Source organism: Aeromicrobium sp. CF3.5 (assembly GCF_051262695.1).
GTDB lineage: Bacteria > Actinomycetota > Actinomycetes > Propionibacteriales > Nocardioidaceae > Aeromicrobium.
On record NZ_JBIMEZ010000002.1, the window covers coordinates 450,514 to 471,959 of the forward strand.

Below are 21,446 nucleotides of genomic sequence, written 5' to 3' on the forward strand. Positions count from 1 at the left end.
GCCTGGGTCATATCGTAAGGCTCCAAACGATTCGTTGTTTCGTCGCACAGAGCGCCACAACCGACACCGGAGGACCGCGTGGGACATTTCAACACGGACGCACTCGAGGCGGCTGCCACCGATCTCGCCGAGCGCGGCATCGACGTGGTGCGGCTCAGCTACTCGGACCTGATGGGTACAGAGCGCGGACGCGATCTGATGGTCTCCAACCTCACCCGCACGGTCGGTGACGGCGTGGCGTTCTGCCGGACCGTCTACGGCACGACGCCCGGCGGCGACGTCGTCGCGATCGAGGGTGGCCTGGAGGCCGGCCTGCCCGACGTCGTGGCCTTTCCCGATGCCGCGACACTCGTGGACGTGCCGTGGGAACCGGGCGTGGCGCACGTCATCGCCGACGTGTTCAATCCCGACGGCAGTCCCTCGCAGGAGAGCCCCCGCAACGTGCTGAGGCGTGTGCTCGACCGGTTCGCCGATCTCGGGATGCAACCCATCGTCGGACCCGAGCTGGAGTTCTTCGTCCTGCAGAAGGACGAGTCCGCGCCCAGCGGATGGAGCCGGTACGGCGAGGCCACGGGAAATGTCTACGTCTCAGGGCTGCGCGGCGACCCCGAGAACGTGCTGCTGCGCTCCCTGCGCTCGCTGGCCGGCTACGGCCTCGACGTCGTGGCTGCCAACCACGAGTTCTCCAGCGGTCAGTTCGAGATCAACCTGTGGCACTCCCACGCCCTCGACGCCGCCGATCGCGCCTACCGGTTCAAGGGCGCGGTCAAGGAGCTCGCCCGCCGCGAGGGCAAGCTCGCGACCTTCATGGCCAAGCCGTACAACGACGAGGGCGGGTCGGGCTTCCACCTGCACTTCTCGACGCTCGACGACGCCGGGTCCTCGTTGTTCGACGACCCCGACGGCGTCGACGGCCTGTCCAGCATCGGCCGCTCGGCGATCGCCGGCGTGCTGGCCCACGCACCTGCTCTCGCAGCCCTGTCGAATCCGACGATCAACTCCTACAAGCGGTTCGGTCCCGACACGCTCGCGCCGTGGCTGATCGACTGGGGCCTGGACAACCGCAGCGCGATGGTGCGGATCCCACCCGAGCGCGGCGAAGCGTCGCGCCTGGAGCTGCGCCTCGGCGACGCCACCGCGAACCCCTACCTGGCGATCGCCGGTCTGCTGGCCGCGGCCTATCTGGGCATCCGCGACGAGATGGAGGCCCCGGCCGCGCTCGAGGGCTACGGCTACGACACCAGCAAGGCCGAGATGTTGCCGATGAGCCTCGGGCAGTCGCTCGACGCGCTGGAGGCCGACGCCGACTTCGTCGACCTGCTCGGACCTGCCTTCGTGCAGACCTTCGTGGCGTTCAAGCGCGACGAGCTGGAGCGGTTCTCCAAGTTCGTCACCGACTGGGAGTTCAGCGAGTACGCGTACCACCTCTGAGCTGCTGGGCTTCCCGGAGCACCGCCCCTTCGCACTTGCCACCTCACTACTGACGAGGACGTCCCCATGAACAGCCCCTTCGCCGATCGGCCCGCACTGGCCGACGTGGACCTCGCCCACCTCGACATCTTCGAGCGCAACGAGGCCTGGGCCAGCTTCGATCGCCTGCGCGCCGAGTCTCCCGTGCACTGGACCCCTGAGACCGGCGGCTCGGGCTTCTGGTCGATCACCAAGCACGAGGACATCGTGGCGATCGATCGCGATGCCGAGACCTTCACGTCGACGGAGTACGTGAACCTCGAGGAGGTCGAGGACGACGACCTCAAGGATCTGCGCCGCTCGATCCTGGAGTCCGACGGCACCCGGCACCGCGCGCTGCGCAAGCTGCTGCAGCGCGACTTCGGCGGCCAGACGCTCAAGAAGTTCGAGGACTTCCTGGCCGGACTCACCGAGGCCACGGTCAACGCAGCCCTGCGTCAGCAGTCGTTCGACTTCGTCAAGGAGATCAGCGCAGACTTCCCCATCCAGGTGCTGGCCCAGATGCTCGACGTGCCGCCGGACCGCACCGACCAGCTGATCCACTGGGGCAACCAGATGATCGGCAACACCGACCCCGACTACGCCGACGTGCTGATCTCGGACGCTGACAGCGACCAGTACAAGCACCTGCCGTTCCGTTCCCCCGCCGCGCTCGAGGTCTTCGAGTACGGTCGGGAGCTGGCCCAGCAGCGCCGTGGCGGCGACGGTGACGACCTGGTCAGCAAGCTGGTCAACCGGGTCCCGATCGACGGCGAGCCGCTGACCGCCACCGAGTTCGACAACTACTTCCTGCTGCTGGTCGTGGCCGGCAACGAGACGACCCGCCACACCATCAGCCACTCGATGCTGGCCCTGATGGAGCATCCCGATCAGCTGGCCCTGCTGCAGCAGCACCCCGAGCTGATCCCGAACGCGGTCGAGGAGTTCTTGCGCTGGGCCAGTCCGGTGTATCACTTTCGTCGCACCGCGACCCGTGACGTCGAGCTCCGCGGTCAGCAGATCAAGGCCGGCGACAAGGTGGTGATGTGGTTCGCCTCGGGCAACCGCGACGAGGACGTCTTCGACGATCCGTACCGGTTCGACGTGACGCGCACCCCCAACGACCACGTCACCTTCGGCAAGGGCGGCCCTCACTTCTGTCTGGGCAACGCGCTCGCCCGCATGGAGATCCGCTTGATGTTCCAGGCCCTGATCCCCCGGATCAAGACCGCCGAGTTCACCGGCGACGTCACCCGCGTGCGCAGCAACTTCGTCAACGGCATCAAGAAGTTCCCCGTCACGATCACGACCCGATGACGGCCCGCCCGTGAAGGCTCTCGCCGTCCTGCACGACCACTGCTCGGCGCCCGGGCTGATCGGCGATGCGCTGGCCGCTGCGGGATGGGAGATCGACACCGTCACGATCGTCGGGTCCGACCGCTTCAATGCTCCCGACGTCGACTTCGACTTCCCCGACGTCGAGCCCTACGACCTGATCGTGCCGTTCGGGGCACCGTGGAGCGTCTACGACACCAACGTGATCGGGGCGTGGGTCCAGCCAGAGCTGGACTGGTTGTCCGCCGCCACGGCGGCAGACACACCGGTCCTGGGCGTCTGCTTCGGTGGTCAGCTGCTGGCCCGAGCACTGGGCGGCACCGTGGTCCTCGCAGAGACGCCCGAGGTCGGCTGGCACGACGTCAGCTCCGACGACGACGCGCTCGTCCCGTCAGGACCATGGTTCCAGTGGCACTATGACCGGTTCACCCTTCCCCCCGGCGCGACCTCGATCGCGCGCAACGCCGCCACCGAGCAGGCCTTCGTGCACGGTCGATCGATGGGACTGCAGTTCCATCCCGAGCTCACCTCGGACATCTTGCAGGGCTGGCTGGACATGGGTGGAGACGCCAAGGCGCGGGCCCTCGATCTCGACCCGGGCGACCTCGTGAAGGCCACCGAGCACCGTCATCTGGAATCTGCGGCCCGCACCCGCGCGCTGGTCGAGGGGTACCTGTCCACCATCTTCTGAACGGCACCACCTCCTGAACGGCACGGTCGTGTCGGCGCCACGAGCTCACGTCACCAGGTCGGCGACCGCGTCGGCGTTCTCGTCGCGACGACGCAGCCGGCCCACCGCGAGCCCGATCGCGAACATGATGAACGGTGCGAGCACCAGCACCCAGCCCAGCGCCGAGAGTCCGAACGTCTGAACCGTCGGGTCCACTCCCTCGTCCACCGTCCCGGCCAGGAGGCCGAACCGCGCCGAGACGAGATAGGCGCCCAGCGCGAGCCCCACGATCGACAGCGCCGGGGCGATCAGCGTGTTCCACACGCGCGTGTCTTCGCGGCTGCGTCGGAAGTACACGATCACCGCGATGGATACGAGGATCTCGACCAGCACGATCGCCAGCACGGCCATCGCACTGAAGACGTTGAACATGTCGAGGATGGGATCCAGACCAAGGATCGCGAACAGCACGATCACCGTCACGGTGATGGCCGACGTCGCCACCGCGCCCGCCACCGGAGCGCCGCGCCGGTTCACCCGGTCCAGCGCCGTGGGGAGCACTCCCGCACGGCCCATCGAGAACAGGTATCGCGCCGCGCTGTTCTGGAAGGCCAGCAGGCCGGCGAACAGGCTGGTCAGCACCAGCCAGCTCATGGTGGTGCCCAGCCAGCCGCCGACGTACTGGTCGGCGACCGAGAACAGGACGGCTGCCGGATCGGTCAGCGGGACGCCGTCCACGCTCGACCGGGCGGCCACCTCCTCGACGATGTTCGAGCTGCCGATGCCGCTGACGACCGCCCACGACGTGAGGGCGAACAGCACGGCGATCAGCGAGACGGCCGCGTAGGTGGCGATCGGCACGGCACGCTTGGGGTTCTTGGTCTCTTCGGCGTAGATGGCGGTGGCCTCGAAGCCGATGTAGGACGCGAACGCGAAGGCCAGCGCGATGCCTGCCGAGCCGGCGAAGCCGCCCGCGAAGATGTTCGAGGGCGAGAACGAGGACGCCGGGGCCAGTCCATCGGGACCGCCGCCCTGCACCAGCACCACGACCGCGACCAGAGCGAGTGAGAGGACCTCCGCCAGCATCAGCACGCCCAGCACCTTGGCACCCAGGTCGACCTGCAGGATCGACAGTCCGAGCACGACGACCCAGGCCAGGAGCGACCAGGCCCACCAGCTCAGGTCGAGGCCGATGCGGGCCTGGAACTGTCCGGCGGCGACCGCGCCGAAGAAGGCGAAGATCGCCAGCTGGATGGCCAGGTAGGCCAACACCGAGACGAAGGCCGACCCGACACCGGGAATGACGCCGAGGCCCCGCCCCACGTAGGCGAAGAACGCGCCGGTGTTGCTGACGCGCACGCTCATCGCCGAGTAGCCGACGCTGAACACGAGCAGCACCAGGCCGACGGCGAGATAGGCGCCGGGAGCACCTGCGCCGTTGCCGAGCACGATGGCCACCGGAACGGCGCCCGTCATGCCGACCAGGGGCGCAGCAGCGGCGACCACGAAGAACACGATGCCGGCGATACCGAGCTTGTTGCTCTTCAAGGTGTCGTCAGGCCGAGAAGCTGCGCCGGCGGAATCAGTGGGTGCGGTCATGGCGTCAACCTCTTCGATGGGGGATAAGAAGTGATGTACGCCACAAATCTATTTGGGACCAAACGACTTTGTCGAGCAGTTCGGCCGAATTGCTCGGCAGGTGGATTCTCCGATCAGACCGGTGCGCGCCATCTGTTGGAGGTGCGGCTGTCGGTGGCGTTGCCTACGGTGGAAGCACGCTGAGGCGAGGAGAGACCCCCATGACCCCCCCGTTGCACGATTCCGATGCACTGGTCGACCTGTTCGACCGAGTCCGTTCGCACACAGAGACCTTGGCCGCGCCGCTGTCCCCGGAGGACCAGACCGTTCAGTCGATGGCCGACGTCTCCCCCACCAAGTGGCATCGCGCCCACGTCACCTGGTTCTTCGAGACGTTCCTGCTGGCCGAGAACGAGAACGCCTTCGAACCCTTCCAGGACCAGTACTGGTTCTTGTTCAACAGCTACTACGAGTCGCTGGGGCCGCGCTTCACCCGGGCAGAACGGGGCTACATCACGCGGCCCGGTGCCCACGACGTCGGCGTGTACCGCGAGAACGTCGACGCTCGTGTGCGCGACCTGATCGCCTCGGTCGACGGCGGCACCCTCGACAAGCTCTCCAGCACGATCGAGCTGGGATTTCATCACGAGCAGCAGCACCAGGAGCTCCTGCTGATGGACATCAAGCACGTCCTGTCCGTCAACCCGCTGCAACCGGTGTACGCGGGAGCTCCTCGGCCGGCCAGCGAGCCGGACCAGCTCGGCTGGGTCGAGGTCGAGGGCGGACTCGTCGAGGTCGGCCACGCTGGCGGCGGTTTCAGCTTCGACAACGAGATGCCCCGCCACCGCACGTGGCTGGAGCCGTATCGGGTCGCCGATCGCCTCATCACCAACGGCGAGTGGATGCGCTTCATGGCCGACGGCGGCTACGACCGTCCCGAGTTCTGGTTGTCCGACGGATGGGCCAAGGTCAGGGCCGAGGGCTGGCGCGCTCCGCTGTACTGGACCGATCTCGACGGCGTCTGGCACGAGCACACGCTGCACGGCACGCACCGGGTCGATCCCGGTCTGCCCGCCACGCACGTGAGCCACTACGAGGCCGACGCGTACGCCACCTGGGCCGGCAAGAGGCTGCCCACCGAATCGGAGTGGGAGCACGCCGTCGTCAGCGACGGCCAGGGCGACGCCGCCCAGGTCGGCGGCAACCTGGCCGACACCGCATCCATCGATGCGCAGGGCGCAGGGGCCTTCCACGCCCGTGCGGCCGGTCCCACCACGGGTCACCTGCGGCAGGTCTACGGCGACTGCTGGGAGTGGACCGGATCGTCCTACCTGCCCTACCCCGGATTCCACCCGCCCGCCGGCGCGATCGGCGAGTACAACGGCAAGTTCATGTCCAACCAGATGGTGCTGCGCGGCGGCTGCGCGCTGACGCCGCCGGGACACGCTCGCCTCACATATCGCAACTTCTTTCCCTCCAGCGCACGCTGGGCCATGTCCGGGGTGCGTCTCGCCGATGGCGGAGCTCCCCGGGGTCTGGAGATCCACGCATGAGCACAGGTCCTGATGTGAACGTCGTCGAACCCACCGTGTCTGTCCTGCTCGATCCGGGCTGGGCCGCCGACAGCCTGATCTCCGACGTCCGCCGCGGGCTCGGTAGCCAACCGCGCACCCTGCCGCCCAAGTGGCTGTACGACGACCGCGGATCAGACCTGTTCGACCAGATCACCCGCCTGACCGAGTACTACCCGACCGAGGCCGAGCGCGCGCTCCTGGCCGCCCACGCCGACGAGATCGTGCAGCTGTCGGGAGCCGACACCGTGGTCGAGCTCGGTAGCGGCACCAGCGACAAGACCCGCACCCTGCTCGACGCCTTCTCCTCGCACGACCAGCTGGAGAGGTTCGTGCCGGTCGACGTGTCCGAAGGAACCTTGCGCACCGCTGCACACGAGCTGTCGCGGCGCTACCCCGGCCTGAAGGTCGAGGCCGTGGTCGGCGACTTCACCCTGCACCTGAGCAACCTGCCCGCGGGCGGACGCAAGCTGGTCGCATTTCTTGGCGGCACCCTGGGCAATCTGTACGTCGAGGAGCGCGCCGCCTTCCTCGGTGCGCTGGCCGACTCCCTCGCGCCGGGCGACTGCCTGCTGCTGGGCACCGACCTGGTCAAGTCCAGCGACCGGCTGATCGCCGCCTACAACGACCCGTCCGGAGTCACCGCCGCGTTCGCGACCAACTGCCTGAGCGTCGTCAACCGCGAGCTCGGCGCCGACTTCGATCTCGATGCCTTCAGCTTCGTGCCGTTCTGGGATCCACACATGGAGCGCATGGATCTGCGGCTGCGCTCCGAGACGCCGCAGACCGTCGCCGTACCCGGCGCCGATCTGACGATCGAGCTGGCCGCCGGCGAGGAGATCCGGGTCGAGATCTCGACCAAGTTCCGTCCCGACCAGCTACGTTCTGAGCTCGCCGCCGCCGGGTTCGCACTCGAACAGCTGTGGAGCGACGCCGACTTCGCCCTCACCCTGTCGCGCCGCACGCCCTAGAGCTCTCGCAAGAAGGCCCCCGACCAATGGTCGGGGGCCTTCTCGATCCCGTGGCAGGTATAGGATTCGAACCTATGTAGGCAGTGCCGGCTGATTTACAGTCAGCTCCCTTTGGCCGCTCGGGCAACCTGCCGGGGTGTGTTGCCGGGGCAACGACGCACCAGACTAGCGCAGGTCGTCGACCAGACAGAAACCGGCTGAGCCGCGCCCCGTCGAGTGACCTGCCAGCCGGCGCCTCGTAGGGTGAGCAAACCCCATCACACACCGCACCATCGCAGGGAGCACCCATGGCCGACTCGTCCTTCGACATCGTCAACAAGATCGATCGACAGGAGATCGACAACGCGCTCAACCAGGCTGCCAAGGAGATCGCGACTCGCTACGACTTCAAGAACACCGGCGCCGACATCAGCTGGAGCGGCGAGGACAATGTCGAGATCACCGCCAATGCCGACGAGCGCGCGCTGGCGATCCTCGACGTGTTCAAGGAAAAGCTGATCAAGCGCGGCATCTCGCTGAAGTCGTTGGACGAGGGCGAACCGCGCCAGAGCGGCAAGGAGGTCAAGCTGACCTCCAGCCTCACCGAGGGCATCAGCACCGAGCAGGCCAAGAAGATCTCCAAGCTGATCCGCGATGAGGGACCCAAGGGCGTCAAGGCCCAGATCCAGGGCGACGAGCTGCGGGTCTCGAGCAAGAAGCGCGACGACCTGCAGGAGATCATCACGCTCGTCAAGGGCGCCGATCTCGACTTAGCGGTGCAGTTCGTCAACTACCGCTGAGAGGACCCCACCGGAGCCAACTTTTGTAGCGAAGCGCAGGTTCTCGGGCCCGGAAGCCTGCGCTTCGCTACAAAAGTTGGGTCAGACCGACAAGAAGCTGACGGCGAACTCGGCATCGTCGGCCCACGGCTGCAGGTCCCAGGTGGAGAAGCGTTGCTGGAGGGTCAGGCCGGCGGCCACGAGGTCGGTGTCGAACTGCTCGACCCGGTAGTCGCGGTCGGTGTGGAAGCCGGTGACGATGCGTCCACCAAGTCGGACGTGGGCGGCCACGCGGCGCAGCACCTCGACCTCGGTCCCCGGTGCCACGAACACCAGCACGTTGCCGGCCATGACGGCGACGTCGAAGGGTTCCTCCTCGCCGAGATCGAGGGTGCTGAGATCTGCAACCTCCCACCGAGGGCCCGGATGATCGGCTCGGGCCGCTTCGATCAGCACCGGGTCGACATCGGCACCGACCACCGTGTGGCCGCGCTCGTGCAGGGCTCCGCCCAGACGGCCCGGACCGCAGCCCGCGTCGAGCACACGCGACCCGGGAGGCACGATCGCGTCGATCAGCCGCGCCTCGCCAGCGAGGTCGGCGCCGTCGGCGGCGAGGGTCCTGAAACGGTCGACGTACCACTGGGAGTGTCCGTCATTGGTGTCGCTGAACCAGCGGGGTGTCGAAGCCATGGTCACCATGCTGCCACTCCCGACGAGGCGGGCGTAGTCTCGCGTGGTGACGACCGATGCGCCCGTGCGATCTGCCTCTCGCGACGGCATTGCCTTCGGTGTCGGCGCGTACCTGTGCTGGGGATTCTTTCCTCTCTACTGGCCACTGCTGGAGCCTGCAGGCGCCCTGGAGGTGTTGTCCCACCGCTTCGTGTGGTCCATGGTCTTCGTCCTCGTCGTGATCACCGTGATGGGCCGGTGGCGACAGTTCGCAGCGATCGCTCGCGATCGCCGCCTGATGCTGATCCTGACCGGCGCTGCCATCACCATCGCGCTGAACTGGGGTGGCTTCATCTATGGCGTCACCAACGGCCACGTGGTCGAGACGTCGCTCGGGTACTTCATCAATCCGCTGGTCACCGTGCTGCTGGGCGTGTTCGTGCTCAAGGAGCGTCTGCGTCCCCTGCAGTGGGTGGCGGTCGCGATCGGCGGGGTCTCGGTGGTCGTGCTGACCATCGACTACGGCCGTCTGCCGTTCGTCGCGCTCCTGGTGGCGTTCTCGTTCGCCGCGTACGGATTCTTGAAGAAGAAGGCGAATCTTCCGGCGTTCGACGGCCTGGGAATGGAGACGCTCATCCTCACGCCGGTCGCTCTGGGCTACCTGTTGGCCCTGCAGCTCAGCGGGTCGCTGGCCTTCGGGCACGAGGGTGCCGGCAATGCGGCGTTGCTGATCGGGACCGGGCTCGTGACCGCGATCCCGCTGCTGCTGTTCGGAGCTGCTGCCACCCGCCTTCCCCTGACGACCATCGGCCTGCTGCAGTACCTGGGCCCGATCATCCAGTTCATCCTCGGTCTGACGATCTTCGACGAATCGATGACGCCCGCCCGCTGGGCCGGCTTCGCCCTCGTCTGGCTCGCACTCGTCGTCTTCACCACGGACGGCCTCACCAACCGCCGCAGGAGGGTCCTCGTTGCCCAAGTTTTGTGACGTAGTTCGCCTCCTGGGCGTGCTGCGCTGACGAACTACGTCACAAAATTTGGTTAGCCGAGGCGGGTCACGACGACGTCGCAGACGTCGGCGAGCGCGCTGCGCGCCGGGGTGTCGGGCAGCTGGCTCAACAGGGCACGTGCGGCGTCGGCCTCGGCCTGCACGAGGGCTCGCGCCTCGTCCATGGCTGGATGGACGCGCAGGGCCGCCAACGCTTCGGCGACCTCGGCGTCGTCGGTGATGGGCCCCGACAGCAGGTCGCACAGTCGCTGGTCGTCCGGCGCGGCGTCGCGCAGGACGATGAGGGTGGGCAGCGTCGGCACGCCCTCGCGCAGATCGGTGCCGGGCGTCTTGCCGGACTCATCGGTCTCGCTCACGATGTCGATGATGTCGTCGGCGAGCTGGAACGCCGCTCCGATGCGTTCGCCGAACTCGGTGAGCGCGAGCTCGACCTCGACCGGAGCCTGCGCCATCTTGGCCCCGAACCGAGCCGCGGCGGCGATCAACGAGCCGGTCTTGTCCGCGACGACCGACAGGTAGTGCTCAAGTGCCGGCTCCCCGTCGACCGGACCGAGGGTCTCGCGGATCTGGCCGCGCACCAGTCGCGAAAAGGTCTGGGCCTGGATGCGGACCATGTCCGGGCCGAGGTGTGAGACGAGCTCGGAGACCTGGGCGAACAGGAAGTCGCCGACCAGGATGGCCAGCGAGTTGTCCCAGCGCGCATTGGCACTGGGGGCACCGCGACGCTTGTCGGCCTCGTCCATGACGTCGTCGTGATACAGCGTCGCGAGGTGCGTGAGCTCGACCACCACCGCGGACGGCACGACGCCCTCGCGGGTCGGATCGCCGAAGTCGGCGGCGAGCATCGCCACGAGCGGACGGAACCGCTTGCCGCCGGCGTGCAGCAGGTGGGCGGCGGCTTCTGCGATGAACGGCTCCGGAGCGCGCGTGGCTTCCAGCAGCCGGGCCTCGACCGCCTCGACGCCAGCGGTGACGCGCGCCTCGAGCTCCGGGTCGTCGAACGGAACTCCCAGACCGGACACGTACTCCTCCTCGAGCGGATCAGCGCACGAAGGCGCCGGCGTGCTGCGCCAGGTCGATCATCGGCCCGGGAAGGATTCCCAGCGCGATGGTCGAGACGGCAGCCACTGCAATCACTACGGTAGTCAATCGCCCCGACAGAGCCACGCTCGGCCCGTCACCGACCGGGTCGGTGAAGAACATCAGCACGATCACTCGCATGTAGAAGTAGGCGGCAATGGCGCTGACGAGCACCCCGATGACGACCAGCGGCCAGAATCCGGCCGAGATCGCGGCGCTGAACACACCCCACTTGCCGATGAAACCGCCGGTGAGCGGGATGCCCGCGAAGGACAGCATGAACAGCGCGAACGTGCCGGCCAGCCACGGCGACCGCTTGCCGAGACCGGCCCAGCGCGACAGATGGGTGGTCTCGCCGCTGCCGTCGCGCACCAGGGTGACGACGGCGAAGGCGCCGATCGAGGAGACGCCGTAGATGGCCAGGTAGAACAGGACGCTGGATACCGAGGTGATGCGATCCTCGCCCGCCGGGCCCTGGTACGCGCCGACGAAGCCCACGAGCAGAAAGCCTGCGTGGGCGATCGAGGAGTAGGCCAGCATGCGCTTCACGTCGGTCTGCGCGATCGACACGATCGAGCCGAGGAACATCGTGATGATCGCGATGACCCAGATGATCGGCTGCCAGTCCCAGGTCGCGGCACCGAAGGCGACGTAGAAGACGCGCAGGAGCGCCACGAAGGCCGCAGCCTTGGTGCCTGCCGCCATGAAGGCCGTCACGGCAGTCGGTGCGCCCTGGTAGACGTCGGGGGTCCAGGTGTGGAACGGGGCGGCACCGATCTTGAACAGCAGACCCACCGCCATCAGGGCCATCGCCGCGAGCAGCAGCGCGTCCGATCCGGTGCGGGTCGAGACTGCGGTGGCGATGTCGGTGAGCTGGAAGCTGCCGGAGTAGCCGTAGGCCAGCGCGATGCCGTACAGGAAGAACACCGAGCTGAAGGCGCCGAGCAGGAAGTACTTGAAGGCGGCCTCCTGGCTGAGCAGACGACGCCGGCGCGCCAGCCCGCACAGCAGGTACAGCGGAAGACTCAGGACCTCGAGCGCCACGAACATGGTCAGCAGGTCGTTGGCCGTGGCGAACAGCATCATGCCCACGAGGGCGAACATCGCCAGCGGGAACACCTCGGAGTGCTCCAGCCTGGCCTCGGTGGCCTGGGTCTCGGCTGCTGAACCGGGGGCGTCGGCGGCCTGGCCGGTGAACCCGCTGAGTCCACCCTCGAGCGAGCGCTCGGCGAACAGCAGGACGCTCAACAGCCCGAAGACCAGAAGGATGCCCCACGAGAACACGCCCGGTCCATCGATCGAGATGGCTCCCTCGGCGCCCACCTGGCCGCGGCCCAGCCGGTCACCGTCGATGACCTGCAGGTCGGTGTAGACCCAGACCGTGGTGGCAAGTGCGGCCACGATGCCGACGAGCGCCACGACGACCTGGATGCTGAAGCGGTTGCGGCGGGGCAGGAAGGCCTCGAGGATCACACCGAGAACAGCCACACCAGCGATGACGAACAGCGGTGCGAGCATGGCGTACTCGACGGTGGGGGCGGGGATCTGCGGGCGCTCCACGGCGCCCAGCTGCTGCAGCACGCTCATCATTCGCCTCCTTCTTCAGTGCTGGCAGCGTCGATCGGAACAGCCGTGCGTGGCGGCGGGTCACCGACTCCGACGGTGCTGGACACCTGGTCGATGGCTGGGTTGATGACGTTCAGCAGCGGCTGCGGGAAGAAGCCGAGTCCGACGATGAGCACGATCGCCGGAGCCAGCGAGGAGATCTCCCGCGTGTTCAGGTCGGTCACCGAGGCGGCCTCCGGATTCAGCGGACCGGTCATGGTGCGCTGGTACATGATCAGGATGTACAGCGCTGCCAGCACGATGCCCGTCGTCGCGACGGCGGCCGCCGGGATGGACCGGGTGAAGGTGCCCGCGAGCACCATGAACTCCGAGACGAACGGTGCGAGGCCGGGCAGGGACAGGCTCGACAGGCCGGCGATCAGGAAGATGCCCGACAGGATCGGAGCGACCTTCTGGACGCCGCCGAACGCTCCGAGGGAGGCCGAACCTCGTCGAGCGATCATGACGCCGGTGACGAGGAACAGCGCGGCGGTCGAGAGGCCGTGGTTGAACATGTACAGCGTCGAGCCGGCCATGGACGTGGTGGTGAAGGCGAAGATGCCCAGCACGATGAAGCCGAAGTGCGACACCGACGTGAAGGCGATGAGCCGACGGATGTCGTCCTGCCCGATCGCGAGCAACGCACCGTAGACGATGCTGATGACGGCGAGGGTCATGATGACCGGTGCCGCCCACTGCGCGGCGTTCGGGAAGATCCCGAGGCACCACACCAGCATGCCGAAGGTGCCGATCTTGTCCACGACGCTGACCATCAGCACCGACGTGCTCGGTGTCGACTGCGCAGCGGCATCGGGCAACCAGGTGTGCAGCGGCCACAGCGGCGCCTTGATGGCGAACGCGGCCATGAACCCGACGAACAGCAGACGTTCGGTCGTGGTGTTCATGTCGATGGCCTGCAGGTCGGTGATCAGGTAGGACGGATCCCCCGCACGCGAGCTGACCACGTACAGACCGACGACCGCGGCGAGCATCAGCAGACCGCCGACGAGGTTGTAGATCAAGAACTTGACCGCGGCGTACGACCGGTTGGCGCCACCGAAGGCGCCGATCAGGAAGTACAGCGGGATCAGCGTCGCCTCGAACAAGACGTAGAACAAGAACGCGTCCATCGAGGCGAAGGCGCCGATGGCCAGACCCTCGACAGCCAGCATCCAGGCCAGGTACGACGACGTGCGACTCGGATCGGGCAGGCGATCGCCCCACGCGGCCAGCACGACCAGGGGCGTGAGCACCGTGGTGAGCAGGATCAGCGTGAGCCCGATGCCGTTGACGCCGAGCGCGAAGTGGGCCCCGAAGGCCGAGATCCAGTCAACGTCGATCGTCAGCTGGTAACCGTCCGCGCCGAGGTCGTACATGGCCAGCATGACCACGGAGACCGCCAGCGCGGCGAGGGAGAACGCGAGCGCGATCGTCTTGGGTCGTTGGTGGGGCGCCGGACCGCTGCCCAGAGCGGCGAGAACGCCGGCCCCGAGGAGAGGGATCGCGGCGAGGATCGTGAGGATCATGCGAGGGTCACCGCCAGGAGTGCGAGGACGACGAGCAGGGCGCCGCCGAAGAGTGTGGCCGCGTAGGACCGGACAAAGCCTGTCTGCGGCTTCCGCAGGAACTGCGAGGTGTCACCGAGCCGGTTGGCGAGGCCGGTGACCGCGCCGTCGACCGCCTTGACGTCGAGCCAGACCAGCAACCGGGTGAGGTGCATGGTCGGGCGGATCACGACGGTCTCGTTGACCTCGTTGCCGTACAGCTCGTGGCGACCCGCGCGGGTCAGGAACGAGACCTCGTGGTCGGCCGGGGTGTCAGCTGCGATGGACTCGCGGCGGTAGAACAGCACCGCGGCGAGGACGCCGAGGGCCACGACGGCCGTGATGATGATCGTCAGCACGATCACCGGGACCGGGAGATCGTGGTGCTCGACCGGTCCCACGACCGGCTCCAGCCACTCCTCGATCCAGTCGCCGAGCACCAGGACCCCGCCCACGGCGGACAGTGCCGCGAGCACGACGAGCGGGATGGTCATCACGCGGGGCGACTCGTGCGGGTGCACGTCCTCGCGCCAGCGCTTCTCCGACACGAACGTCATGATCATGATGCGCGTCATGTAGAACGCAGTGACGCCGGCGCCGATCAGGGCGGCCATGCCGAACCAGAAGCTCTCGCCGAAGGCGGCCTCGATGATGAGGTCCTTGGACCAGAAGCCCGAGAACGGCGGCACGCCGATGATGGCGAGGTAGCCGACGCCGAAGGTGGCGAAGGTGACGGGCAGGTACTTGCTGAGGCCGCCGTAGCGCCGCATGTCGACGTCGTCGTCCATCGCGTGCATGACCGAGCCGGCCCCGAGGAACATGTTGGCCTTGAAGAAGCCGTGGGTGATCAGGTGGAAGATGGCGAACGCGTAACCGTACGGGCCGAGCCCGGCGGCGAGCATCATGTAGCCGATCTGACTCATGGTCGAGCCGGCGAGCGCCTTCTTGATGTCGTCCTTGGCGCAACCGATCCAGGCGCCGAACAGCAAGGTCACGAGTCCGACCACGATCACCGCGGTGCGCGCCGCCTCGCTCGCGTCGTAGATGCCCGACGAGCGGACCACCAGGTACACGCCAGCGGTGACCATGGTGGCGGCGTGGATGAGCGCCGACACCGGGGTGGGGCCCTCCATGGCGTCGAGCAACCAGCTCTGCAGCGGCACCTGCGCGGACTTGCCGCACGCGCCGAGCAGGAGCAGCAGGCCCAGCGCCGTGGCGACCGAGGTACTGGCTCCCCCGACCGCCTCGTTGACCGTGGCGATGTCGGTGGTGCCGAACTGCGCGAACATCACCATGATCGCCAGGGCCATGCCGACGTCGCCGACCCGGTTGACGACGAACGCCTTCTTGGCCGCCGCGGCGGCCGAGGGCTTGTGCTGCCAGAAGCCGATCAGCAGGTAGGAGGCGAGACCGACGCCTTCCCAGCCGAGGAACAGCACCAGGTAGTCCGAGGCGAGCACCAGCGTGAGCATCGCCGCGATGAAGATGTTGAGGTAGGCGAAGAACCGACGACGCCGTTCGTCGTGCGCCATGTAACCGATCGAGTAGACGTGGATCAGGGTGCCGACGCCGGTGATCAGCAGGACGAACAACCCGGACAGCTGGTCGAACGTGAACGACATCTCCGCCGTGAACCGACCCGCCTCGATCCAGGTGAACAGATCGGCGGTCTGGGCGCGTGATTCGGGGTCCATGCCGAGCATGGACGCGAACAGCACGGCGCCGAAGACGAAGGCGAACGCCGAGGCGGCGGTCGCGATGAGGTGACCGAAGGCGTCAGCCTCCTTGCCCCACACCAGCAGGCCGAGACCGCTGACGAGCGGGACTGCGATGAGCAGCCACTGCAGATCGAACATGCAAGCGCTCCTAGGACTTCAGCAGGCTGACGTCGTCGACCACGATGGATCGACGCGTGCGGTAGATGGACACGATGATCGCCAGGCCGACCACGACCTCGGCAGCGGCCACGACCATCACGAAGAACGCGGCAACCTGCCCGTCGAGATTGCCGTACTGGCGCGAGAAGCTGACGAAGGCAAGATTGGTGGCGTTCAGCATCAGCTCGATGCACATGAACACCACGATGGCGTTGCGGCGCACGAGAACGCCGACGGCGCCGATCGTGAACAGGATCAGCGACAGGGACAGGTACTCGGTCACTTCTCGCCTCCGAAGCCCGAGTCGTCACGCGAGTCGTCGTGCTCGAGCTGACGGGTGACGTCATCGATGTCGTCGTCATAACCGTCACGCACCTGACCGCGGGCCACGATGCTGGGCGAGATCGACAGCTCGACGGGAGTGCCGTCCGGCAGCAGCGCCGGGGTGTCGACGGCGTTGTGGCGGGCGAAGACGCCGGGGGTGGGCGCGTTGCCGGGGTGCCGGCCGGTGGCGGCATACTCACGCATGCGCTCGGCCGCGAGCTCACCCTGCGACAGCTGCGGGGTCAGGCTCTCGCGGTGCGCCAGGACCATGGCGCCGAGGGTCGCGGTGATCAGCAGCGCGGCGGTGAACTCGAAGGCGAGGACGTACTTGCCGAACAGCAACGCGGCCAGGCCGTAGGGATTTCCGTTGCTGTTCGCGGCGTCGAGCCCGACGACCGCGACCGAGACCGACTGACCGATCGCGATGACCGCGACGAGGACGAAGACGCCACCCAGGATGGCCGCGATCCAACGCTGACCGCCGATGGTCTCCTTGATCGCCTCGGAGGTGTCCACACCCACCAGCATCAGGACGAACAGGAACAGCATCATGATCGCGCCGGTGTACACGATGATCTGTACTGCGAACAGGAAGGGCGCGTCGAGGGATGCGTACATCATGGCGAGCGCGATCATCACGACCGCGAGGCACAGCGCCGCATGCACGGCGTTGCGCACCAACAGCAGTCCGAGTGCCGCGATGACCATCAGCGGCGCGAGGATCCAGAAGACGGTCATGCGTCCTCTCCTGAGGTGGTGGTCTCCACGATCGGCAGGGTCTTGCCCCGGTAGTAGTCCTGGTGGTCGTCGCTGATCATCATCGCGTGCGGCGGCTCGACCATGCCGGGCAACAGCGGGGCGAGCAGGTCGGACTTCTCGTAGATGAGGTCGGCGCGGTTGTTGTCGGCCAGCTCGTACTCGTTGGTCATCGTCAGCGCGCGGGTGGGGCACGCCTCGATGCACAGCCCGCACAGGATGCAGCGCAGGTAGTTGATCTGGTAGACGCGTCCGTACCGCTCGCCGGGGCTGAATCGTTCGGAGCCGTCCTCGACGTCGACGTTGCTGGCCCCCTCGACGTAGATGGCGTCAGCCGGGCACGCCCACGCGCACAGCTCGCAGCCGATGCACTTCTCGAGACCGTCGGGCCAGCGGTTGAGCTGGTGACGTCCGTGGAACCGCGGAGCGGTGGGTACCTTCTCGAACGGATACTGTTCGGTGACGGTCTTGCGGAACATGGTGCGGAACGTGACGCCGAACCCCGCAACGGGGTCCCAGAGCGTCTCCTTGATCGGGTTGCTCACGATTCAGTCCTCATCGTTGATCTCGCTGCGAACTCTTGGTGGTCGTGGATTCGGGCAGCACCTGGTCGCCCATGGGCGGGACGGGGTATCCCCCGGCGAAGGCGTCGAACGGGGCGGCCTCGGGTTCAGGTTCGGGCTCGGGCTTCTTCTCCGGGATCACCAGACTCAGCACGATGAGGGCACCAGCGACCACGGCGACCCAGATGAGGGTCTCCTGGCCGAGCATGTCCTCGTTGCGCAGCTTGCGGATGAACGCGACCGCGAAGATCCAGACCAGCGAGACCGGGATCAGGATCTTCCAGCCGAAGTTCATGAACTGGTCGTAGCGCATGCGCGGCAGGGTGCCACGCAGCCACACGAACATGAAGATGAAGCCCAGCGTCTTGCCGAAGAACCACAGGACCGGCCACCAGCCCTCGTTGGCACCGGCCCAGACCGATCCGAGACCGAACGGGGCCCGCCACCCGCCGAGGAACAGCGTGGTGGCCAGCGCCGAGACGGTGACCATGTTGATGTACTCGGCCAGGAAGAACAGGGCGAACTTCAGCGAGGAGTACTCGGTGTGGAATCCGCCGACCAGCTCGCCCTCGGCCTCGGGGAGGTCGAAGGGGGCACGGTTGGTCTCGCCGACCATCGCGATCACGTAGACCACGAAGGCCGGGAACAGCGGGACGAAGTTCCACAGACCCTCCTGCGCCGCGACGATCTCCGAGGTCGACATGGAGCCGGCGTACATGAACACCGACACGAATGACAGACCCATCGCGACCTCGTAGGAGATCACCTGGGCGCTGGAGCGCAGTCCGCCCAGCAGGGCGTAGATCGATCCGGACGCCCACCCGGCCAGCACGATGCCGTACACGCCGATCGAGGTGACGGCCAGGATGTACAACACCGCGACGGGCATGTCGGTCAGCTGCAACGGCGTCTGGGTGTCGGTGAACGGGATGGTCGCCTCGGGGCCGAACGGGATGACGGCCCAGGCGAGGAAGGCCGGGATCGTCGCGAGGATCGGCGCCAGGATGTAGACCACCTTGTCGGCGGCCTTGACGACGATGTCCTCCTTGAGCGCCAGCTTCACACCGTCGGCGAGGCTCTGCAGCAGGCCGAAGGGGCCGTTGACGTTGGGGCCGATGCGGTGCTGCATCTTGGCCACGACGCGGCGCTCGAACCAGATGTTGAACAGCGTGAACAGCACCAGGAACACGAAGACCAGGACGGCCTTGACGATGATGACCCACAGCGGCTCGTTGCCGAAGACCTCACTCATGCGTTGACCTCCCCCGTCGTGTGCGCCATGGACGGGGCGAGGGTGACGTGCCCGCCGTGGGCGGTCGCGAGCGCATCGGTCAGCTGGACGCCGTTGTTGCCCGGCGCCCAGACGACGCCGTGGGGGAGGTCGGCGGCCCGGGTGGTCATCGTGGCGCTGCCGGAGGACGTGGAGATGGTGGCACGTCCTCCCGGGTCGATGTCGAACGCCTTCAGCGTCGACTCGCTGGCCAGCAGCACAGCGGGCCGGGCCGTGGCCAGGTACTGCGCCTGTCCGTCCTGCCCGCGTCCGTCGTCGACGAGCTGGCGCCACGTGGCGAGCCGGACCTGTCGCTTGGGCGAGGCATGATCGGCCGGTGCGACCTGCGGGGCAGGCGTGCGGGCGCCGTCCCACGACCCGATCTCGTCGAGCGCGCGACGAGCAGCGGCCACGGTGCGGAAGCCGATCGGCTTGCCGAGCTCTTCGGCGATGCCGGCGAGCACCCGGATGTCGGTCAGCGAGTTGGGCTCGTTCAGGACGGCGCCGAAGGAGCGGACGCGTCCCTCCCAGTTCACGAACGAGCCGGGCCGTTCGACCATCGGCGCCACGGGCAGCACGACGTCGGCGGCGTCGGTGACCTCGCTGGTGCGGACCTCCAGGCTCACCAGGAACGGCACCTTGGCCAGGGCCGCGCGGGCGGCGGCCGGGTCCGGCAGGTCGGCGATCTCGACCCCGCCCACCACGAGGGCGCGCACTCCGCGCGGGCCCACCGAGGCAAGGATCGTGGACAGGTCGCGACCGGGTTCACTCGGCAGGGACTTCACCCCCCAGGCGGCGGCGACGTCGGCACGTGCCTCGGCATCGGTCACGGGTCGGCCACCGGGCAGCAGACCGGGCAGGCACCCGGCATCGACGGCACCGCGGTCGCCGGCGCGGCGCGGGATCCAGGCGACTCGCGCTCCGGACATCGACGCGGCGGCACCGACAGCACTGAATCCGCCCTCGACCGTGGCAAGCCGCTCCCCCACCAGCACGATCGCGCGCGCGTCGAGGGTGGCGGTCAGCTCGGCGAGGGCAGCAGCCTCCTGGCCGGGAGCCGCCTGGATGAGCTCGCCGGACATCTTGCGCAGACCACGCGTGGCGTGGGCTGCGATCGTCGTGATCGGGACTCCGGCGCGAGCGGCCTTGCGCAGGCGCAGGAACACCGTGCCGGCCTCGTCCTCGGGCTCGAGCCCGACCAGCACGACGCGCGACGCGTGCTCGAGATCGGTGAAGGTGACGTCGACCGGTCGCCCGGCGACGTGCGAGGCGAGGAAGTCGGCCTCCTCGGCACCGTGGGGGCGTGAGCGGAAGTCGATGTCGTGGGTGCCGAGCGCGACCCGCGCAAAGGTGGAGTAGGCGAAGGCGTCCTCGGCGGTGAGGCGTCCGCCGGGCAGGACGCCGACCTTGCCCTTGGCTGCGGCCAGGCCACGAGCGGCGACGGCAAGCGCGGCCGGCCAGGAGGCGGGCTGCAGCTCTCCGGACTCATCGCGCACCAACGGGGTGCGCAACCGGTCGCCGGTGGTCGCGTAGGTGAAGCAGAATCGGTCCTTGTCGGTGATCCACTCCTCGTTGACCTGTGGATCATCTCCGGCCAGACGCCGCATGACGGTGCCGCGCCGGTGGTCCACGCGGATCGCGGAGCCGCTGGAGTCGTGCTCGGCGATCGACGGCGTCGAGACCAGGTCGAACGGGCGCGAGCGGAAGCGGTAGTCGGCACTGGTCAGCGCGCCCACCGGGCAGATCTGGATCGTGTTGCCCGAGAAATAGGAGCTGAAGGGCTCCTGCTCGTAGATGCCGACCTGCTGGTTGGCGCCACGCTCGATCAGCGCGATGAACGGATCGCCGGCGATCTGCTCGGAGAATCGGGTGCACCGCGCGCACAGGACGCATCGTTCGCGGTCGAGCAGGACCTGCTCGCTGACCTTGATCGGCTTGGGGAACGTCCGCTTGGTCTCGACGAAGCGGCTCTCACCGGCACCGTGGCTCATGGACTGGTTCTGCAGAGGGCACTCGCCACCCTTGTCGCAGACCGGGCAGTCCAGCGGGTGATTGATCAGCAGGAACTCCAGGTTGCCGCGCTGCGCCTTCGCGGCGACCTCCGACGTCACCTGGGTCTGGACGACCATGCCCTGGGCGACCTCGATGGTGCACGAGGCCTGCGGCTTGGGCATGCCACGACCGTTGCCGGCATCGGGGATGTCGACCAGGCACTGGCGGCAGGCGCCCACCGGCTCGAGCAGCGGGTGGTCGCAGAACCGCGGGATCTCCACGCCGATCACTTCGGCGGCGCGGATCAGCAAGGTGCCCTTGGGGACGCTGACCTCGACGTCGTCGATGGTCAGCGTGACCTGCTCGACGGGCGCCGGAGTCTTCGACGTGGCTTCGATAGTCATGCCGCTGCCCCCATGGAAAGG

18 protein-coding genes and 1 tRNA gene are annotated in these 21,446 nt (G+C 67.6%); 7 read left to right on the plus strand and 12 right to left on the minus strand.

Annotated features, from left to right (window positions below):
* The first annotated feature begins 78 nt into the window (after positions 1-78).
* From ACHAA3_RS05835 to ACHAA3_RS05845, 3 genes are all read left to right on the plus strand, one after another.
* Entirely contained in the window at positions 79-1,431 is a 1,353-nt protein-coding gene (locus ACHAA3_RS05835) for a glutamine synthetase family protein (protein ID WP_435708005.1), read from the plus strand.
* A 66-nt stretch (positions 1,432-1,497) separates the two neighbouring features.
* The gene (locus tag ACHAA3_RS05840; RefSeq protein WP_435708006.1) at positions 1,498-2,766 is read left to right on the plus strand and encodes a cytochrome P450; all 1,269 of its coding nucleotides are present in this window, start codon (positions 1,498-1,500) and stop codon (positions 2,764-2,766) included.
* A gap of 10 nt (positions 2,767-2,776) precedes the next feature.
* Entirely contained in the window at positions 2,777-3,475 is a 699-nt protein-coding gene (locus tag ACHAA3_RS05845) for a type 1 glutamine amidotransferase (protein WP_435708007.1), read from the plus strand.
* 45 nt (positions 3,476-3,520) lie between these two features.
* Here the strand turns inward: ACHAA3_RS05845 and ACHAA3_RS05850 are convergent, their stop codons facing one another.
* The gene (locus ACHAA3_RS05850; RefSeq protein WP_435708008.1) at positions 3,521-5,053 is read right to left on the minus strand and encodes an APC family permease; all 1,533 of its coding nucleotides are present in this window, start codon (positions 5,051-5,053) and stop codon (positions 3,521-3,523) included.
* 200 nt (positions 5,054-5,253) lie between these two features.
* On the opposite strand from ACHAA3_RS05850, the gene egtB reads away from it, so the two are divergent.
* The gene (gene egtB / locus ACHAA3_RS05855) at positions 5,254-6,585 is read left to right on the plus strand and encodes an ergothioneine biosynthesis protein EgtB (protein ID WP_435708009.1); all 1,332 of its coding nucleotides are present in this window, start codon (positions 5,254-5,256) and stop codon (positions 6,583-6,585) included.
* On the plus strand, positions 6,582-7,574 hold the full coding sequence (gene egtD / locus ACHAA3_RS05860; protein WP_435708010.1) for an L-histidine N(alpha)-methyltransferase: 993 nt from the start codon (positions 6,582-6,584) through the stop codon (positions 7,572-7,574). Before egtB ends, egtD begins: the two co-directional genes overlap by 4 nt.
* Before the next feature lie 51 nt (positions 7,575-7,625).
* Here egtD and ACHAA3_RS05865 read toward each other — a convergent pair.
* Positions 7,626-7,707, minus strand: a tRNA-Tyr gene (locus tag ACHAA3_RS05865).
* A 154-nt stretch (positions 7,708-7,861) separates the two neighbouring features.
* Between ACHAA3_RS05865 and ACHAA3_RS05870 the strand changes: the two genes are divergently transcribed.
* The gene (locus tag ACHAA3_RS05870; RefSeq protein WP_435708011.1) at positions 7,862-8,353 is read left to right on the plus strand and encodes a YajQ family cyclic di-GMP-binding protein; all 492 of its coding nucleotides are present in this window, start codon (positions 7,862-7,864) and stop codon (positions 8,351-8,353) included.
* Between the two features lie 81 nt (positions 8,354-8,434).
* Here the strand turns inward: ACHAA3_RS05870 and ACHAA3_RS05875 are convergent, their stop codons facing one another.
* Positions 8,435-9,022 (minus strand): class I SAM-dependent methyltransferase, encoded by a 588-nt coding sequence (locus tag ACHAA3_RS05875; protein ID WP_435708012.1) that lies wholly within the window; start codon positions 9,020-9,022, stop codon positions 8,435-8,437.
* Between the two features lie 64 nt (positions 9,023-9,086).
* On the opposite strand from ACHAA3_RS05875, the gene rarD reads away from it, so the two are divergent.
* Positions 9,087-9,989 (plus strand): EamA family transporter RarD, encoded by a 903-nt coding sequence (gene rarD / locus ACHAA3_RS05880; protein WP_435708013.1) that lies wholly within the window; start codon positions 9,087-9,089, stop codon positions 9,987-9,989.
* Positions 9,990-10,042: 53 nt separating this feature from the next.
* Here the strand turns inward: rarD and ACHAA3_RS05885 are convergent, their stop codons facing one another.
* Genes ACHAA3_RS05885 through ACHAA3_RS05925 form a run of 9 tightly spaced genes read right to left on the minus strand, consistent with a single transcriptional unit; the run spans position 10,043 to position 21,425 of the window.
* On the minus strand, positions 10,043-11,032 hold the full coding sequence (locus tag ACHAA3_RS05885) for a polyprenyl synthetase family protein (protein WP_435708014.1): 990 nt from the start codon (positions 11,030-11,032) through the stop codon (positions 10,043-10,045).
* Between the two features lie 19 nt (positions 11,033-11,051).
* The gene (gene nuoN / locus ACHAA3_RS05890; protein ID WP_435708015.1) at positions 11,052-12,680 is read right to left on the minus strand and encodes an NADH-quinone oxidoreductase subunit NuoN; all 1,629 of its coding nucleotides are present in this window, start codon (positions 12,678-12,680) and stop codon (positions 11,052-11,054) included.
* Positions 12,677-14,221 carry an NADH-quinone oxidoreductase subunit M gene (locus ACHAA3_RS05895; protein WP_435708016.1) on the minus strand — a complete coding sequence of 515 codons (1,545 nt, stop codon included), beginning with the start codon at positions 14,219-14,221 and terminating at the stop codon, positions 12,677-12,679. The genes nuoN and ACHAA3_RS05895 overlap by 4 nt, the downstream gene beginning before the upstream one ends.
* Positions 14,218-16,095 (minus strand): NADH-quinone oxidoreductase subunit L, encoded by a 1,878-nt coding sequence (gene nuoL / locus ACHAA3_RS05900; protein ID WP_435708018.1) that lies wholly within the window; start codon positions 16,093-16,095, stop codon positions 14,218-14,220. The genes ACHAA3_RS05895 and nuoL overlap by 4 nt, the downstream gene beginning before the upstream one ends.
* A 10-nt stretch (positions 16,096-16,105) precedes the next feature.
* Positions 16,106-16,399, minus strand: coding sequence for an NADH-quinone oxidoreductase subunit NuoK (nuoK, locus tag ACHAA3_RS05905; RefSeq protein WP_435708019.1), 294 nt, complete (start codon positions 16,397-16,399; stop codon positions 16,106-16,108).
* Positions 16,396-17,178, minus strand: a complete 783-nt coding sequence (locus ACHAA3_RS05910; RefSeq protein WP_435708020.1) for an NADH-quinone oxidoreductase subunit J — start codon at positions 17,176-17,178, stop codon at positions 16,396-16,398. Before ACHAA3_RS05910 ends, nuoK begins: the two co-directional genes overlap by 4 nt.
* Positions 17,175-17,741 carry an NADH-quinone oxidoreductase subunit NuoI gene (gene nuoI / locus ACHAA3_RS05915; RefSeq protein ID WP_435708021.1) on the minus strand — a complete coding sequence of 189 codons (567 nt, stop codon included), beginning with the start codon at positions 17,739-17,741 and terminating at the stop codon, positions 17,175-17,177. The genes ACHAA3_RS05910 and nuoI overlap by 4 nt, the downstream gene beginning before the upstream one ends.
* 10 nt (positions 17,742-17,751) lie before the next feature.
* The gene (gene nuoH / locus ACHAA3_RS05920; protein WP_435708022.1) at positions 17,752-19,011 is read right to left on the minus strand and encodes an NADH-quinone oxidoreductase subunit NuoH; all 1,260 of its coding nucleotides are present in this window, start codon (positions 19,009-19,011) and stop codon (positions 17,752-17,754) included.
* Complete coding sequence (locus ACHAA3_RS05925; protein ID WP_435708023.1) at positions 19,008-21,425, minus strand: NADH-quinone oxidoreductase subunit G; 2,418 nt, start codon at positions 21,423-21,425, stop codon at positions 19,008-19,010. The genes nuoH and ACHAA3_RS05925 overlap by 4 nt, the downstream gene beginning before the upstream one ends.
* Positions 21,426-21,446 lie beyond the last annotated feature (21 nt).

What these genes read in the sequence shown, in the direction of transcription:
- ACHAA3_RS05840 (WP_435708006.1), top strand. Translation starts at nt 1,498, where the DNA reads ATGAACAGCCCCTTCGCCGATCGGCCCGCACTGGCCGACGTGGACCTC.
- ACHAA3_RS05910 (WP_435708020.1), bottom strand. Translation starts at nt 17,178, where the DNA reads ATGACCGTCTTCTGGATCCTCGCGCCGCTGATGGTCATCGCGGCACTC.
- egtD (WP_435708010.1), top strand. Translation starts at nt 6,582, where the DNA reads ATGAGCACAGGTCCTGATGTGAACGTCGTCGAACCCACCGTGTCTGTC.
- ACHAA3_RS05925 (WP_435708023.1), bottom strand. Translation starts at nt 21,425, where the DNA reads ATGACTATCGAAGCCACGTCGAAGACTCCGGCGCCCGTCGAGCAGGTC.
- ACHAA3_RS05875 (WP_435708012.1), bottom strand. Translation starts at nt 9,022, where the DNA reads ATGGCTTCGACACCCCGCTGGTTCAGCGACACCAATGACGGACACTCC.
- ACHAA3_RS05870 (WP_435708011.1), top strand. Translation starts at nt 7,862, where the DNA reads ATGGCCGACTCGTCCTTCGACATCGTCAACAAGATCGATCGACAGGAG.
- ACHAA3_RS05895 (WP_435708016.1), bottom strand. Translation starts at nt 14,221, where the DNA reads ATGATCCTCACGATCCTCGCCGCGATCCCTCTCCTCGGGGCCGGCGTT.
- nuoN (WP_435708015.1), bottom strand. Translation starts at nt 12,680, where the DNA reads ATGATGAGCGTGCTGCAGCAGCTGGGCGCCGTGGAGCGCCCGCAGATC.
- nuoH (WP_435708022.1), bottom strand. Translation starts at nt 19,011, where the DNA reads ATGAGTGAGGTCTTCGGCAACGAGCCGCTGTGGGTCATCATCGTCAAG.
- egtB (WP_435708009.1), top strand. Translation starts at nt 5,254, where the DNA reads ATGACCCCCCCGTTGCACGATTCCGATGCACTGGTCGACCTGTTCGAC.
- ACHAA3_RS05850 (WP_435708008.1), bottom strand. Translation starts at nt 5,053, where the DNA reads ATGACCGCACCCACTGATTCCGCCGGCGCAGCTTCTCGGCCTGACGAC.
- nuoL (WP_435708018.1), bottom strand. Translation starts at nt 16,095, where the DNA reads ATGTTCGATCTGCAGTGGCTGCTCATCGCAGTCCCGCTCGTCAGCGGT.